Source organism: Vibrio fortis (genome assembly GCF_024347475.1).
Taxonomy (GTDB): Bacteria; Pseudomonadota; Gammaproteobacteria; order Enterobacterales; family Vibrionaceae; genus Vibrio; species Vibrio fortis.
In genome coordinates this window covers 341,375-355,712 of sequence record NZ_AP025487.1, presented here as the reverse complement: position 1 = coordinate 355,712, position 14,338 = coordinate 341,375, and the positions used below count along the sequence as shown (strand labels likewise).

Annotated in this window: 13 protein-coding genes; 2 read left to right on the top strand and 11 right to left on the bottom strand. The window is 44.9% G+C overall.

From position 1 onward, the window contains the following. Positions 1 to 81: 81 nt before the first annotated feature. The 11 genes from OCV50_RS01645 to OCV50_RS01595 all read right to left on the bottom strand — a co-directional run bounded on the left by OCV50_RS01645 (position 82) and on the right by OCV50_RS01595 (position 12,344). Positions 82 to 534, bottom strand: coding sequence for an MSHA biogenesis protein MshF (locus OCV50_RS01645; protein WP_261903545.1), 453 nt, complete (start codon positions 532 to 534; stop codon positions 82 to 84). A 3-nt stretch (positions 535 to 537) separates the two neighbouring features. Continuing rightward, positions 538 to 1,761, bottom strand: coding sequence for a type II secretion system F family protein (locus OCV50_RS01640; RefSeq protein WP_261903544.1), 1,224 nt, complete (start codon positions 1,759 to 1,761; stop codon positions 538 to 540). Between the two features lie 11 nt (positions 1,762 to 1,772). After that, the gene (locus OCV50_RS01635) at positions 1,773 to 3,497 is read right to left on the bottom strand and encodes a GspE/PulE family protein (protein ID WP_261903543.1); all 1,725 of its coding nucleotides are present in this window, start codon (positions 3,495 to 3,497) and stop codon (positions 1,773 to 1,775) included. Then, entirely contained in the window at positions 3,487 to 4,650 is a 1,164-nt protein-coding gene (locus OCV50_RS01630; RefSeq protein ID WP_261904104.1) for a tetratricopeptide repeat protein, read from the bottom strand. Before OCV50_RS01630 ends, OCV50_RS01635 begins: the two co-directional genes overlap by 11 nt. Then, positions 4,635 to 5,480 carry an ExeA family protein gene (locus tag OCV50_RS01625; protein ID WP_261903542.1) on the bottom strand — a complete coding sequence of 282 codons (846 nt, stop codon included), beginning with the start codon at positions 5,478 to 5,480 and terminating at the stop codon, positions 4,635 to 4,637. The genes OCV50_RS01630 and OCV50_RS01625 overlap by 16 nt, the downstream gene beginning before the upstream one ends. 43 nt (positions 5,481 to 5,523) lie before the next feature. Next, positions 5,524 to 7,185, bottom strand: coding sequence for a pilus (MSHA type) biogenesis protein MshL (gene mshL / locus OCV50_RS01620; protein WP_261903541.1), 1,662 nt, complete (start codon positions 7,183 to 7,185; stop codon positions 5,524 to 5,526). A gap of 15 nt (positions 7,186 to 7,200) precedes the next feature. Next, positions 7,201 to 7,536: an MSHA biogenesis protein MshK gene (locus OCV50_RS01615; protein WP_261903540.1), complete on the bottom strand. Its 336-nt coding sequence runs from the start codon at positions 7,534 to 7,536 to the stop codon at positions 7,201 to 7,203. Continuing rightward, positions 7,529 to 8,176, bottom strand: a complete 648-nt coding sequence (gene pilO / locus OCV50_RS01610) for a type 4a pilus biogenesis protein PilO (RefSeq protein WP_261903539.1) — start codon at positions 8,174 to 8,176, stop codon at positions 7,529 to 7,531. The genes OCV50_RS01615 and pilO overlap by 8 nt, the downstream gene beginning before the upstream one ends. Positions 8,177 to 8,178: 2 nt before the next feature. Next, a complete protein-coding gene (locus tag OCV50_RS01605) occupies positions 8,179 to 9,612 on the bottom strand; it encodes an MSHA biogenesis protein MshI (protein ID WP_261903538.1) in 1,434 nt (477 codons plus the stop codon). Positions 9,613 to 9,614: 2 nt separating this feature from the next. Next, the gene (gene csrD, locus OCV50_RS01600; protein WP_261903537.1) at positions 9,615 to 11,630 is read right to left on the bottom strand and encodes an RNase E specificity factor CsrD; all 2,016 of its coding nucleotides are present in this window, start codon (positions 11,628 to 11,630) and stop codon (positions 9,615 to 9,617) included. 162 nt (positions 11,631 to 11,792) lie between these two features. Next, entirely contained in the window at positions 11,793 to 12,344 is a 552-nt protein-coding gene (locus tag OCV50_RS01595) for a single-stranded DNA-binding protein (protein WP_261903536.1), read from the bottom strand. 280 nt (positions 12,345 to 12,624) lie between these two features. Here OCV50_RS01595 and OCV50_RS01590 point away from each other — a divergent pair, with 280 nt between their 5' ends. Both OCV50_RS01590 and galU read left to right on the top strand, forming a co-directional pair. Further along, a complete protein-coding gene (locus tag OCV50_RS01590; protein WP_239841731.1) occupies positions 12,625 to 13,272 on the top strand; it encodes a LuxR C-terminal-related transcriptional regulator in 648 nt (215 codons plus the stop codon). Between the two features lie 149 nt (positions 13,273 to 13,421). Next, complete coding sequence (gene galU, locus OCV50_RS01585; RefSeq protein WP_150895903.1) at positions 13,422 to 14,294, top strand: UTP--glucose-1-phosphate uridylyltransferase GalU; 873 nt, start codon at positions 13,422 to 13,424, stop codon at positions 14,292 to 14,294. The last annotated feature ends 44 nt before the right edge of the window (positions 14,295 to 14,338 follow it).

Here is a 14,338-nt window from a genome sequence, read left to right as displayed (position 1 = left end):
TTCTACCTTCTCATCTAATTACTAATGCGCATTATACATATGCACGCCTATAAAACCATAGGAAAACTGTCAATATTTTTACTAAGCCAAAATATTGGCCTTGACGCGAAAACGTTCACCTTTGAGTAAAATCTCTATTTGGTGTTTTTCGGTATATTGGTAACGACAGTGATACTCAAATTGATCGCTCAAGTCTTCCACTTCAGGGTTATCTAAACCTAAAACTCGCCCGTCAGGATATAACTGTTTCAACCAATAATCACAACTTACATCGCCCTGATCAATAGGTAATAACCAACCTGTTCGGCTATATCCTAATGGTTCCCCTGCATCGCTAAATTGCTGACGGCTATTTAGGAGATACTGCTGCTTATAACGGTTCGCACGGTCTAATATACGCTTGCTCGCCACGATCAAAGCGGTGTTCGTCGCCTCAGTTTCTACTGTTCGCCACGCGGCTAAAAGCCCAGTAATAATAGACAGAATAACCACACTCCAAATGACAAAACGTGAGCGTCGTAGGTTATTTATCATTCACTACCCTTTGATTGCATCGAGCATGCCCCACATCGGCAAGAAAATACCCAGAGCCAATATCAACACCATTCCGGCTACGATCACGAGCAAAATAGGCTCAATACGCGCGGTCAGAGTTTTCAAGTCGTAGTCCACTTCTCGGTCATAAAAGTCAGAAACTTCCAGTAACAGCTCATCAATGCGACCCGTCTCTTCACCCACCGAGATCATTTGTATCACCAGTGGCGTGAAAATTTCGCTATTAATTGCGGTTGAAGAGACAGTACTACCCGCCTCGATCGCCGATTTCATCTCTTGAACACGCAGCTCTAAGAATCGATTATCCAGAGCTTCCGCCGACAGAGCCAAAGATTGGTTCAATGGCACGCCCGCTTTAAGCATCAAGGCAAAGGTTCGTGAAAAACGTGATAGCAGTGCTCGATTGACCACGCCACCAATTACAGGCATTTTGAGGCGGAACCTATCCCACTTTTCTAAGCCTTTATCGGTTTTCACCCAAGCCTTAAATGCGAATATCAAACCGACAATCACCCCAACCATCAACATCCAGTAGTTGACGAAGAAATCCGACATACCAATCAGGATTCGAGTTGGCAGTGGAAGGTCGACACCAAAGCGCGCAAACATTGTAGTGAATTGAGGAATCACCTTAATGTTCAACACAAACATCGCAACCAAGATAAAGCTGATCACAAAGGTTGGGTAACGCATAGCGGTTTTAATGCGCTTGCGAGTCTCGACTTCTTGTTCGTAATAACCTGCGAGTTGAAGCAATGCCTGATCCAATCGACCAGTGTTCTCACCCACGCCAATCATCGAAACAAACAACGGACTAAATACCTTAGGGTGCATTTGCATCGAAGCTGAAAGACCACGGCCGTTAGTGAGCTCGTTACTCACCTCTTCAAGAGCGGCTTTAAGTTGCTTGTTCTCACAGTTCTGGGTAAGACCTTTCATTGAGCGCAGCAAAGGAACACCCGCTTTGGTCAAGCTGTATAACTGTCGACAAAAAAGAACGAGAACCTCTAAAGGAACGTTAGGCGAAAATAGACTGGAGACATCCATCTCCAATACCGACTCGCCACTTTTTCCTAGTTTGATTGAGGTTGGGATGATCCCTTTACCCATCAAACTCTCAGCAGCAAGCTCTTCACTATTCGCTTCTAATTGCCCGGAAACCTGACGCCCGTCGGAACCGCGACCAACATAACGATAAGTTGGCATACTCTACACCTCTACAACAAGATTGGGTCTGTCGAGCCAGACGCATCACCTTCACCAAGGTGCATGATCTCATCTAGGCTCACTACCCCTTGCAACGCCAGTTCCATCGCCGATGCGAGCAATGGTTTATAGTTTTCAGAGCGTCTTGCTGTTTGAGCAAAGCCCACCGCATCATTAGCACGTAGAGCATCCATCATATTTTGCTCAAGCTCTAACATCTCAAAGACACCGATTCGACCGCGATAACCGGTTAGGTTACAGTTTTGACAGCCGCGACCTTTTACAAATGATGCAGAAACCTGATTCGGGAATCGTTCGCTAAGCCACTGTTTACGTGCATCATCTAATTCATCTTCTACCTTACAATCGCTGCACACTTTACGAACCAGTCGTTGCGCGACAACCGCACGAACCGCACTGGCAACCAGATAACCCGGAGCGCCCATATCCATCATACGCAGTGCACTATCGACGGCATCGTTAGTGTGAAGCGTGCTCAATACCAAGTGACCTGTTAATGCAGCACGCAAGCCAATCTCGACCGTTTCATGGTCACGCATCTCACCAATTAGGATAATGTCGGGATCCTGACGCAAGAAAGTCCTTAGGATGGTTGAGAAGTCGAGGTCAATTTTAGGGTTAACCTGTACTTGGTTAATACGCGGTAGACGGTATTCCACAGGATCTTCTGCAGTAATGATCTTTTTACCCGGCTCATTAAGCTCACTCAGAGCACCGTACAACGTAGTCGTTTTACCAGAACCTGTCGGGCCTGTTACCAAGATCATACCGTGTGGTCGACGCAGCTGCTTACGTAGGCGTACTAATAGATCAGCAGGGATACCCGACGATTCGAGTTTACGCAGCCCAGCAGACTGGTTAAGCAGACGCATAACCACAGATTCACCATGCTGTACTGGCATTGTCGACATACGGATATCAACAGACTGCCCTTTAGCACGAATATTAAAACGACCATCTTGTGGAAGACGCTTCTCGGAGATGTCCAAGTTCGCCATCAACTTTAAACGTAAAACTAAAGCAGACGCGATGTTCACTTCGTTAAGCAAGGTTTCGTGCAACACCCCATCAATACGTTGACGCAAGCGTAGTACATTGGCATCAGGCTCAATATGGATATCAGAAGCGCCGACTTGAATTGCATCTTCAAACAGCGAGTTGATGAGCTTAACAACCGTAACTTCATCACTGTCTTCATCAGCGATATCAAAGTCAAAGGCCTCATTCACTTGGTGCTCTGCTTCTAGCTGCTCAGCAAAAGAAGCGATCTCTTTCGTACGACGGTAATAACGGTCAAAGCCATCAACGAGTTGACGCTCTGGCGCAACCACGAACTCCAATGCGTAGTCACCTAATTGGCCAAGCAGTGCTTCTTGGGCGAACAAGTCAGCAGGATCACTCATCGCGACACGTAAAGTATCACCTTGGCGACCAATAACCAGAGCACGAAGACGTCGTGCATGCACTTCAGGAAGCAGTTGAACCGCTTCAACATCGACGGCAGCACGGCTCAAATCAATAAGAGGAATATCCAGTTGTTGAGACAAGAAGCTCAGCATCTGTTGCTCAGATAGAAACCCGAGCTCAATCAGCGCATCGCCTAACTTACGACCCGAGCTTTTTTGGGCAGCAAGCGCTTGTTCAACTTGCGCCTCAGTAATAATGCCTTCTTCTACTAATAGGTCACCGAGTCTTTTTCTTAATCTAATCTGCATTCTGGGTGCCCTCTAGGTCTGAGATTACTTTTAGCCTATCGCGGATAAAACTTTGAGATTGTGATGAGATGCCAACACGAACCAGTGAGTTTTGATACGACTGTTTCGCCTGGTCAAACATCAGCTGACGCTCTTGTTGAATGGCTAAACCTAACCACCAACGCGCGTTGTCTTGTTCTAATTCGGTTAGTTTTTGATAGCTCTCTAGCGCAATAGTTTCTTGCTGAGATTTTTGGCTCAGAGCAGCACGCATCGCAAGGTACTCTTTCGATGCATTATTAGGTAAATGCAGTAATGGGCTCAGTGCAGCTTCAGCTTGATCTGCTTTCACCAATAACTTCGAAAGCCCCAATCGCAATGCTTCACTGTCATTGTTCAAACGAATCCCAGCTTGCAGCAGCTCATAGGCTCTTCGAGTATCGCCTTTACCAAAATAGAGAATCGCGAGCTTTTGTCTTACCTCTTCATCACGAGGTGTGTAGCGAAGCGCTTCTGTAAAACCTTGCAATGCACCGTTAAGGTTATTGGCATCAAGTGCTTTCTTAGCTCGACCAATGGCATTCGCTGCTAGTTGTTCGGGTGTAAGCTCTACTTGCTTGATAACGATATCGCTCGAGGTATTTTCAACCGTTGATGAAGTGTCTGGAGCAGGCATTGTTGATTGAGTAACTTGCTGACTAGATTCAGGTTTCGCCGTTTGCGTACTTGCTAATAGCACAGGTTTCTGTGGCGCTTTTTCTGCTTGAGTATTAACCGTTTTTATAGGAGCCGGTTTATTGGTTGTTACAGCGGGCTTAGCACTTAATGTTGATGTTTTAGCAGTATTCTGAATTTGCGCAGGCGTTGATTGTGTCTCAGTGACGACCAATCTTTTCGTTGGTGAATCCGAGATCACGGCTGACGAAGCTGAGCCTTTTGAGGCTACGTCATCATTAACGGAATGACTTAACGCAACACTGTCTGATTCAATACTTGGCCCTTGCGATACCGCCCATCCGCCCATAGCTAAACTTAATGAGAAGCCAGCGGCCACCCAAACCCATGGGGAGCGAGTTCTCACCTTTGGAACCTCAGCAGCTTCGATCGCTATTTTCGATTCTTTCTTAGCCAACTCTGATAAGGCGTTATTTATGGTACTCATGATTCGCTCCAACCCCACAAAATTGGCTTTTTAAACTTAGGTTTCGATACATCATAGGTTTCATGCATCGCTGAAAAAAGGTGCTGATTCTCTACTGCTTGCTTGTGCTCACTAAACGCCATTAACAGCGCTTTGTGACACAGTTGATTGATTAGCCTTGGCACCCCTCTACTCGAACGCCAAATTGCTTTCTTGTGATTCAAACTAAATATGCTTGATGAACCACCAGACTTGCTGATTCGATTGTCGATATAGGCCACAGTCTCATCGAGATTGAGAGTTCGTAAACAAGAACTAAAGGAGATTCGTTGACGAAATTGCCTTAAATGATGTGCACTTAGGCGGGTCTCCAGCTCTGGCTGACCGAGCAATACTATCTGTAGCAACTTCATCGATTCCGTCTCTAAGTTACCGAACAAACGTAGCGTCTCGAGTGCTTCATCCGACAAAGCCTGAGCTTCATCTAAAATAGCAACTACCCTTTGACCTGAGCGATTCAAATCAATCAGCTTGTGTTGGATCTCATCCACCAGCATCGCTCTATCTTGAACGTCAATCCCCAACTCTTTGGCGACGGTGTATCGCAAGTCATCGCCAGAGAGCACAGGGTTAGGCAGATAAATCAATGCCGTGTTGTCATCTAGATGGTTTATCAACATACGACAAACCATAGTTTTGCCTGTCCCGACTTCACCGGTAATTTTAATGACCCCTTCTCCCATATCGAGAGCCGAAATCACCGTCTGAATCGCTTCAAAATGCGGCGCTAAGCCATAAAAGAGATCAGTATTTGGCGTTAGAGAGAATGGCGGTTGTTCAAAACCGAAGTGAGCTTGATACATAGGTGCTCACCTCTAAGATGCCGCCATAGCGCAAAACTGCAAATTACTCTTCATCCGGGAACCACTGCTGCAGAAGATCGCGAGAACGCTCAAGCTCACTCTGCCACGTGTTCACACCAACAATGGTCGGTTTGAGCAAGATAACCAGCTCGGTCTTTTGTGTCAGTTGGCTGGTATTACGGAACAGATGACCAAGCGCCGGAATATCACCAAAGAATGGGACTTTTGAGGTCACATCACTGACATTCGACTTCATCAAGCCACCGATCACAACAACATCGCCATTACGAGCACGAATCACCGAATCCGACTCACGGATTGAACTTCTTGCCAATGGCAACTCTACGGTACCGGTTGTTGAACCAAGGTTTAGAGATTTGGTCTCCTCGCTCACATCAATAACCGCCGGGTGAACATGAAGGAACACATTACCTTTATCATCAATCTGAGGCGTGACATCGAGAGAGATACCCGAGAAGAATGGCGTTAGCTCTACTTCTGGTGCAACATTGGCGTTATCACCGCTGCCGACTGCACTTGATAGATCCGTCACGTAGTACTCATCAGTACCGACTTTGATCACCGCTTTTTGGTTGTTTGATGCCGTCACTCGAGGGCTAGAAAGTACGTTCAGATCACCTTGGGTACCCATAAAGCTCAACACGGCTTCAAAGCTACCGCCAGAAACAACAATGTTTGATTGACCACCTAGCAGCGCCCCAACAGGGTCAAGCCCCGGTAGCGTCACTGGAGTAATCGCACCCGCCGCGTCTTTAACAATGTTGCCAGTACCAATGGTGTAGTTAGTACCGTTAGACGAGAACATTTTGGTCCAGTTAATGCCTTGTTGGTAACCATCACTCAACGTCACTTCAAGGATCTTAGCTTCCAAGATAACCTGACGCTGTAATCGCTCTTGAGAAATCCCCAAGAACTGACGTACTTCGCGGATCTCATCTGGGTAAGCTCGTACGGTAATAACACTCGCTTGAGGTGTCACGACCACACTTTGACCATTACCACTGCCGATCAAGTGCGTAACCGCCGCTTCTAACTGAGGCCAGAAATCACTCTCTGAAGTGGTTTCGATCTCAGTACCGCCGGTTGATGAAGAGGAGCTTGAAGACGTAGAAGAGCTATTCGAACTAGAGCTTGAACTAGAAGAGCTCGATGAGTTGGAATCGGAATTAGTAATCGTACCCGTTGTAATGGTCGTCAATGAGCGACCTGCTCGCTTAAGCTGTAAGTAATCGACAGGAATTGTCACGGTACGAAGGCCAGCAGGGAAGATTTGAATAACCTTACCACGCTTTTCGATATCGTAGCCGTAAAGATCTTGTACAACCGACAGCACCTCATCCAGTGTGACGTCAGTTAGGTTAACGGTAATGTTACCTGTGACACTTGGATGAATCGCTGCGCTAAATTCGGTGCCTTTTACTAAGCTCGCGAAGAAAGCTCGAGCATCAACTCGGTTGGCTTGAATACGAAAACGCTTGACCGTTTCCATACTTGGCGACATTGGATCATCGTCAAATTGCGGCATAAGATCGTCTTGAACCGATGAGGGTAACTCACTCAGTGCTCGGCTATTGGCTTCATTAATGGACTCATTTAAAGACTCTTTGATCTCTACTGGGTCGCGGTGGCCCATTGAACAACCGACTAAAGATGAAACTAAAATTGCTACTACAAGTTTACGCATGTCTTCACTCAAACCTTAATTCTTCTTAATATCCAAAGAGAACAGCTCCAACTTCCACTGCTGAGTACTTCTCTGAAGAGTGACGTATTCTGAATCTATATTTTTTACCTTGTACCCACGAATCACCTCGCCTTGCGAGACAACCTGACCATTTAAAATGGCATAACATGAGCTTTCACCTTTACAAACAATGCTCTGCAACTCAGGTAAGCGATAACGAGTTGGGGCTTTTTTTACAGGTGCTACTTTCTGCTCTTTGGGTACTAACCACCCCAACGGAGCCGTTGGATCCTGCTCAGCCAAGACCGAAGAGCTGCAAAACAGCAGAGACAGTAAAAGAACTCTAACCACCAATGAACTCCTGTCTTGTCCCTAATGTGTAAACCTCAAACACCAAACGAGCTTGTGGGTACTCTTCTACTTTGTATTGAAAGGTTCGCCAGTAATAACGAACAGGAAGAGATTCCAGTGCGTGTAAATAAGCTGAAATATCAAAGTAGGAGCCCGTTAACTCCATACGAACAGGGTGTACGTAATACCCCGAATACTCACTGGTGCTTTTCTTATTCGAAATAGGCTCTGGTTTTAGCGACTCTAATGACGCAAGTTTCAACCCTTTGCCTGAGCTCAAAACACTCTCTAGAAGTTGTGTCATCTGCGATGGTGAAATCAGACCATCGATAATCTGAGACAGCTCAACAGAAAGCTCTTGGCTTTGAACCATTAATGATTTGAACTCAACATCGATTTCTTTATCTGGGTTTTTGTTGAGTTTGGCTTGCAGTACTAACAACTCACCTTCAAGCCTTTGGTTTGACTGAGTTAAGCTCATGCTTTTTGCACGCTTTGCCTGCAAGTCATTGTATGCTGGCTCAACCAACACACTGAATAGGAGCATAAACAGACCGACGAAACCACACAGTAAAACCAGCCATTTTTCTCTCGAGCTTAGCGCTAGGAATTTATCGCTATACTGCTCCCACCTTTGCATTCTTAATTCTCCCTGCGGGTGCTTAATTCAAACGTCACAACATCTTGGTCATTACGACCAATCTTCAGTTTTTCAAACGCGCGACCCACGAGATTGAGCTCATTTTTGAATTGCCCAACCCAATTAGGAATCACCTCGGCACTGCGAGCGAAACCTGATAGATCAAGCGAATCATGAGTCATATAAATGCGAGAAAGCGAGATATCATTACGCCCTAATTTGGCCAGAGCGTTCATGACGCCAGAATACCCGATCTGCTGGCTCTCGTCGTATTGACCTACTGCCAGTAAGGCATCTTTTTTAGCCTGAATCTCACGTTTGAGACGCTCAACGGCAGCCACTTTCTCTGGAGAAGGCTTATGTTGCGCCAATTTGGCATTAAGCTGCTTAACATGACTATTTAATTGATTAGATTTTTGTTGAAGAACAATCAGTTTGTCATCGATATTAGTCGCCTGGTAGTGCATAAAACCGTAAGCGGCAAACATCACAGCAGAAACTAAAACCCAAGATGCAGCCACATTCGTCAGAGTAAAGTACTCTTTTTTCGGCTTTAAATGCTCTGGATAGAGATTAACTTTGAATTCGGAATGCGCTTGCGCCAATTCGACAAGCAAAGATTCCGAGCTTTCGCGTCCATTTTCACTGATCAAAGAAACACTCGAACTTAAGGTATTCGATAACGCTTCTTTTAATTCAGCTTCGTCCTCTTCATCACAGCATATTTTTAGCTGTCGTAGCTGAACACCCTTAATTTGTGAAGAGAGATAGTCAATTGATCGTTGCAGTTCAAGTGCTAAACCATCCATCTGCAAAGCGCTGGAGGCAACTCCAGTCAGTGGCGGTACTACGCTACGAATAGAACGTTGGAAACACACCGTATGCTCAACAAAAGCGCCTAGCTTAAAGTGAGCATTTTTGCTGCGTTGTAGCAGTATAAAGTTCGACAACTCACCTGCACTGTAACCCCATAGCTCATCTTCAGGAGCCACACCGCAGAGTTCTACTTGAGCTTGGTTGACGACGCTTAGGAGTTTATCGAGTAGCTTTTTCGCAAGAACATAAACTTGAAGTTTATTCGATGTTGGCAGAGCAACCGCACTGGCTGTGATCTCAGTGACGCGCTCTGAAACCAGATCTTTGAGTAGGAAAGGGAGTGCAACCGGCCATTCACTTTCAGGAATTTCCGGTTTATCAATCTGATAGGTCTGGTAGTAATTCGCACTAACAATCAATTGTAGGCGGGCACTATTGAAAGCATCACTTGCCAGTGATTTTTTCAGAGCACTCTCCCAATCGCCATTCATGATTGGCGTAGCAATGACGCTATTGTCCGCAGCAGGGACATAAATAGCATCGCTGCTTAACAGGGCCACCTGTGCTTGCGTGCCGTTTGGGGCTGGCTTTATCTTATTTAAAATCGCTTTTAACTTCATGGTTAACTACTACTCTTACGCCATCGATTTCTTCGGCCAACTTTAACTACCGACTCTGTTTTTACCTTAGGCTTATTCGGCTGTGGTACCGGAATAATTTGCCTCTCTTCATCAAACAATCGTCCTTGATAGCCATGGATTCCCAACTCAAGCAGAGCATTTTTCTCTGATTTAGTCTCTACACCAACCGCGATTACCTGGGTTGGCGCGTCTCCACAAGCTCCAATCAAACTGCGTACAAACAGTTGATTCTCATGCCTTTGATCGATCTTTTTAACCAAGCTTCTGTGTAGCTTAATAAAGTCGACTTTTAAATCCTTAATATAGTGAGTGCTAACAATCGTTCGACCCGCTTGACCAACCGTTACTTTACATCCGAGTCCTTTCAGCATTTTGGCGACAGGTCTCATGTAATCTAAATGTGCAATCACATGCCCTTCTGAAAATTCGAAACCTAAATGCGCACGCTGTTGAGTTGAAAGCTGTAACAACTCACTTCTAAACCACTTAAAGTGCTGTTTATTCGCAAAAGGAGTGACATTTAGGTTAATAGAGTAATTCATCAGTTCTGAAGATTCTTTTACCGACTTCAATAAAACCCGCAAAACTGATTGATCCATTTGGGCTTGATATCCAATCTGCTCTACCGCAGGCAGGAATCGAGAAGACTTAAGAAGGCCTTTCTCTGGATCTTGAATCCTTACAAAAATTTCTTTATGTAATTCATAAGGTTGCCCTTTGTTGGACATAAGATAACACTGCTGTGCAAAGATTACTAAGTTTTCCGGCTGCAATGCCTTATCCAGTAATGTTCGCCAACGAACGCTACCACGCTCCAACTCATTCTTATTAAGTTTAGGGTAACGACTCCAGTTATTACTTCGTTCTAACTGAGCGCTTTTCAGTGCCGTCTCTGCTTCATCCATGATCTGGCTATGACGCTCACCTTCCGCATACATGGTCACACCAATGTGGCACCAATTATCCACATCTAGCGGTTCCGGTGGGGTCAATTTATCAAGTTGTCTCAAACATTGGGCAGCCAGTGTCGCAATATCTTTACTACTTTGATGAGGAATAAATACAGCAAAGTCGGCATCATAGTATCGGGAGAAGATAACGTCAGGGTAACGCTGGACGATATTCGACAACACTTCACCTACTTCAACGATAAAAGCGTCGGTCACTTGCTTGTCGTTATTGTCTCGAACTTGCTCCCACTCCTCGATACGGATAAGAAGTACGCCACCACGCGCACCACTTTCATGCAGAGCCGATTCAAGTTTATTATCGAACAGGACTCGATTAGCAGTGCCTGTGAGCTTATCTAAAAAGGTATGTGTACGAATAAAGGTATCGAAACGGCTACGTTCCTGTCGGGCGTCTTGCAACTCCTCAATCAATACATCAAGTGCTTCACTTGCGGTATATGGCCACTCTCGCTCATCACCTTTTGCATGAGACTCAACTTGCCCAGCAAGGATCATTCGACCACGCTCTTCAAGCATTTCGGAGCCCATTAACTGCTCTTTGAGCCACTGCACTCCCCTAGCTAAACAGAAAATGATCAGGGCAACTGCTAAGGTTATCGACCACATCGCTTCCATTGAGTAACTGTAACCAATATAAGGAGGCAAAGCCTTAAACTCGATTTGGTAGCCGGTGTTACGCTCTAATACAAAGGTGCGTTCATAGAGACGATTGGGATCAATTTGTGGAGAAGTATCTTTGAAACGATAAACAATACCGGTGGAGTTCGAGAGTTTCATCTCTACGATATTGCTGGCTTGGAGCATCTTAGGCATCCAGCGCTGCATAGAATAAGCAGCATCCGGATCTTCCATTTCTTTATCCACGACATCGACAATCCCGACCAAATAGTGATCGAGATACTCTTGCCCAATACGCTTGAAAGAGAGTGTGCCCCCGATGAATAGAATAAACATCGCACTGATAACAATAACAGTAACGAATGCCACCAAACGGGTGCTCAACTTAAGGGTTGGGGTATATCTCATGAATAACGAAATCCTTTTCAACTCACATTATACCGTACTGCTACGTTATACTATATTTTGCGGTTGTAAATAAAGCGTTAAGAGTTTCGGGTAGCAAAAAGCCGCGACAAACGCGGCTTTTCCATTGTAATACTTTGTTTTCTGATTTACGAAAAACAGAGTTTAGAACGGGATGTCATCATCAAAATCCATCGGTGGCTCATTGTATTGAGGTTGAGCCTGTTGTGGAGCTTGTTGTTGAGGTGCTTGCTGCTGAGCAGGTGCACTGTATTGCTGCTGTTGTTGTGGTTGCTGAGGCTGACCCCAACCACCTTGCTGCTGTTGACCGCCCATGCCGCCTTGAGCTGGTGCGCCACCTTGAGCACGACCGCCTAGCATTTGCATTACGCCGTTAAAGCCTTGAACAACAACTTCCGTTGTGTAGCGATCTTGACCGCTTTGATCTTGCCATTTACGTGTCTGCAGTTGGCCTTCAATGTAAACTTGAGAACCTTTACGTAGGTATTCACCTGCAACTTCTGCCAGCTTGCCAAACAGAGCCACACGGTGCCATTCTGTTTTCTCGCGCTGCTCGCCAGTTGCTTTATCACGCCATGATTCTGACGTTGCAATGGTAATGTTCGCTACTGCACCGCCATTTGGCATGTAACGAATTTCAGGGTCATTACCTAGGTTACCCACTAATATAACTTTGTTAACTCCACGGCTAGCCATGATTTGCTCCGTCTAAACTCATAGTCTTGAAAATTTTAGCGCATAAGAATAACACGCTTTTTAACAGTGATAAATCGCAATCCGATTCTCTATTGAATCGAAAGAATAAAAACGTAACAAATCATGATATTCAGACGAGTGTTGTTTTTTTCGCCACTTACAAACCACTCATTTACTTGGTCAATTGATATTCAACGCAAGTCATAACTAAGCAGCTAGTGATGAAATTCGCATCATGACAGTGTGAACGCTTTCTAATAAACAATAGAGGAGCTTTCACATGAAAGTATCGAGGTATACACGCACACTGCACTTCTTATGCTTAGATCCAGAACAAAGCCATCTTTATATCAATGAAATAGAGAAGTTACTTTCTATTCCAATGTATAAGATGCCGCCGGGAGAGTTAATGTGCGTCAACAAAAAGCAGAGCAATCGAATCATCTTGGTAGATTACAAACAACTGCCAGAGCTATTTGAAGCCTTCCCTAACCTAGCGGTTTTATGGAAGAACTTTGAAATTATTCTGTTCAATGTAGAAAAACCTTTACAAACTCAAGAGATCATCCGCTTTGGCCACCTAAAAGGGTTGTTCTACTGCAGCGATACCAAACCGAAAATAGCTGAAGGCATCACGAGGATCATTAATGGTGAGAATTGGTTACCTAGAAAGATTACCAGCCAATTGCTATTCTATTATCGTAATATCGTCAACATCAGCACTTGCCCAATCACAGTCGACTTAACCATTCGTGAGTTGCAAGTGATTCGCTGCTTACAAACAGGTGCATCGAATACCCAAATTGCGGAGGATCTATTCATCAGTGAATTCACAGTCAAATCCCATCTTTATCAAATCTTTCGTAAATTGGCTGTAAAGAATCGAGTGCAAGCTATCGCGTGGGCAAACCAGAACCTAATTTCATAACTTGCCAATATCAGTATTTTTGAGGGTAGCTCCAATAAAGCATACGGATTGTTGCTGAATTTTCGACATTACCTGTGCTAGAGTTGCCCTCAGAAATGTTCAGCACACAGAGCTGATTCGATAATTATTAAAGATATAGGGTTTTTACCATGATTAAAAAGTGCCTTTTCCCGGCAGCTGGCTACGGTACACGTTTCTTACCTGCAACTAAATCGATGCCAAAAGAGATGATGCCTGTTGTGAGCAAACCGCTCATCGAATATGGCGTTGAAGAAGCAATTGAAGCAGGTATGGACGGCATGTGTATCGTAACAGGCCGTGGTAAGCACTCGATCATGGATCACTTCGACAAGAACTACGAACTTGAGCACCAAATCAGCGGTACTAATAAAGAAGAACTGCTGTACAACATTCGTGAAACGATTGAAGCAGCAAACTTCACGTACATTCGTCAACGTGAAATGAAAGGCTTAGGTCATGCTATCTTAACTGGCCGTGAGCTAGTTGGTGACGAACCGTTTGCGGTTGTACTGGCTGATGACTTGTGTGTAAACGAGCAGCAAGGTGTGCTTGCTCAAATGGTTGCACTTTACAAACAGTTCCGCTGCTCAATCGTTGCTGTACAAGAAGTGCCAGAGGACGAAACACACAAGTACGGTGTGATCTCAGGTGAGATGATTAAAGACGATCTTTACCGTGTTGATGACATGGTAGAGAAACCAGAGCAAGGTACTGCTCCGAGCAACCTAGCAATCATTGGTCGCTATATTCTGACTCCAGATATCTTCGAACTAATTGAGAACACAGAACCAGGCAAAGGCGGCGAGATTCAAATCACCGATGCGCTACTAAAGCAGGCTCAAGCTGGCTGTGTACTTGCGTACAAGTTTAAAGGTAAACGCTTCGACTGTGGTAGTGTTGAAGGCTATATCGAAGCAACGAACTTCTGCTACGAGAACCTATACAAAAAAGACGCACAGAAAGTTGAACTAGATAAACACTCAACTAAAAAAGAAGCATAATCACCTCCGGCTTCAGCATCTTTTAAAAGGCAGCTCAATTGAGC

Coding starts and splice junctions, on each gene's coding strand:
- OCV50_RS01645 (WP_261903545.1), bottom strand. CDS start 534: ATGATAAATAACCTACGACGCTCACGTTTTGTCATTTGGAGTGTGGTT.
- OCV50_RS01640 (WP_261903544.1), bottom strand. CDS start 1,761: ATGCCAACTTATCGTTATGTTGGTCGCGGTTCCGACGGGCGTCAGGTT.
- OCV50_RS01635 (WP_261903543.1), bottom strand. CDS start 3,497: ATGCAGATTAGATTAAGAAAAAGACTCGGTGACCTATTAGTAGAAGAA.
- OCV50_RS01625 (WP_261903542.1), bottom strand. CDS start 5,480: ATGTATCAAGCTCACTTCGGTTTTGAACAACCGCCATTCTCTCTAACG.
- mshL (WP_261903541.1), bottom strand. CDS start 7,185: ATGCGTAAACTTGTAGTAGCAATTTTAGTTTCATCTTTAGTCGGTTGT.
- pilO (WP_261903539.1), bottom strand. CDS start 8,176: ATGCAAAGGTGGGAGCAGTATAGCGATAAATTCCTAGCGCTAAGCTCG.
- OCV50_RS01605 (WP_261903538.1), bottom strand. CDS start 9,612: ATGAAGTTAAAAGCGATTTTAAATAAGATAAAGCCAGCCCCAAACGGC.
- csrD (WP_261903537.1), bottom strand. CDS start 11,630: ATGAGATATACCCCAACCCTTAAGTTGAGCACCCGTTTGGTGGCATTC.
- OCV50_RS01595 (WP_261903536.1), bottom strand. CDS start 12,344: ATGGCTAGCCGTGGAGTTAACAAAGTTATATTAGTGGGTAACCTAGGT.
- OCV50_RS01590 (WP_239841731.1), top strand. CDS start 12,625: ATGAAAGTATCGAGGTATACACGCACACTGCACTTCTTATGCTTAGAT.
- galU (WP_150895903.1), top strand. CDS start 13,422: ATGATTAAAAAGTGCCTTTTCCCGGCAGCTGGCTACGGTACACGTTTC.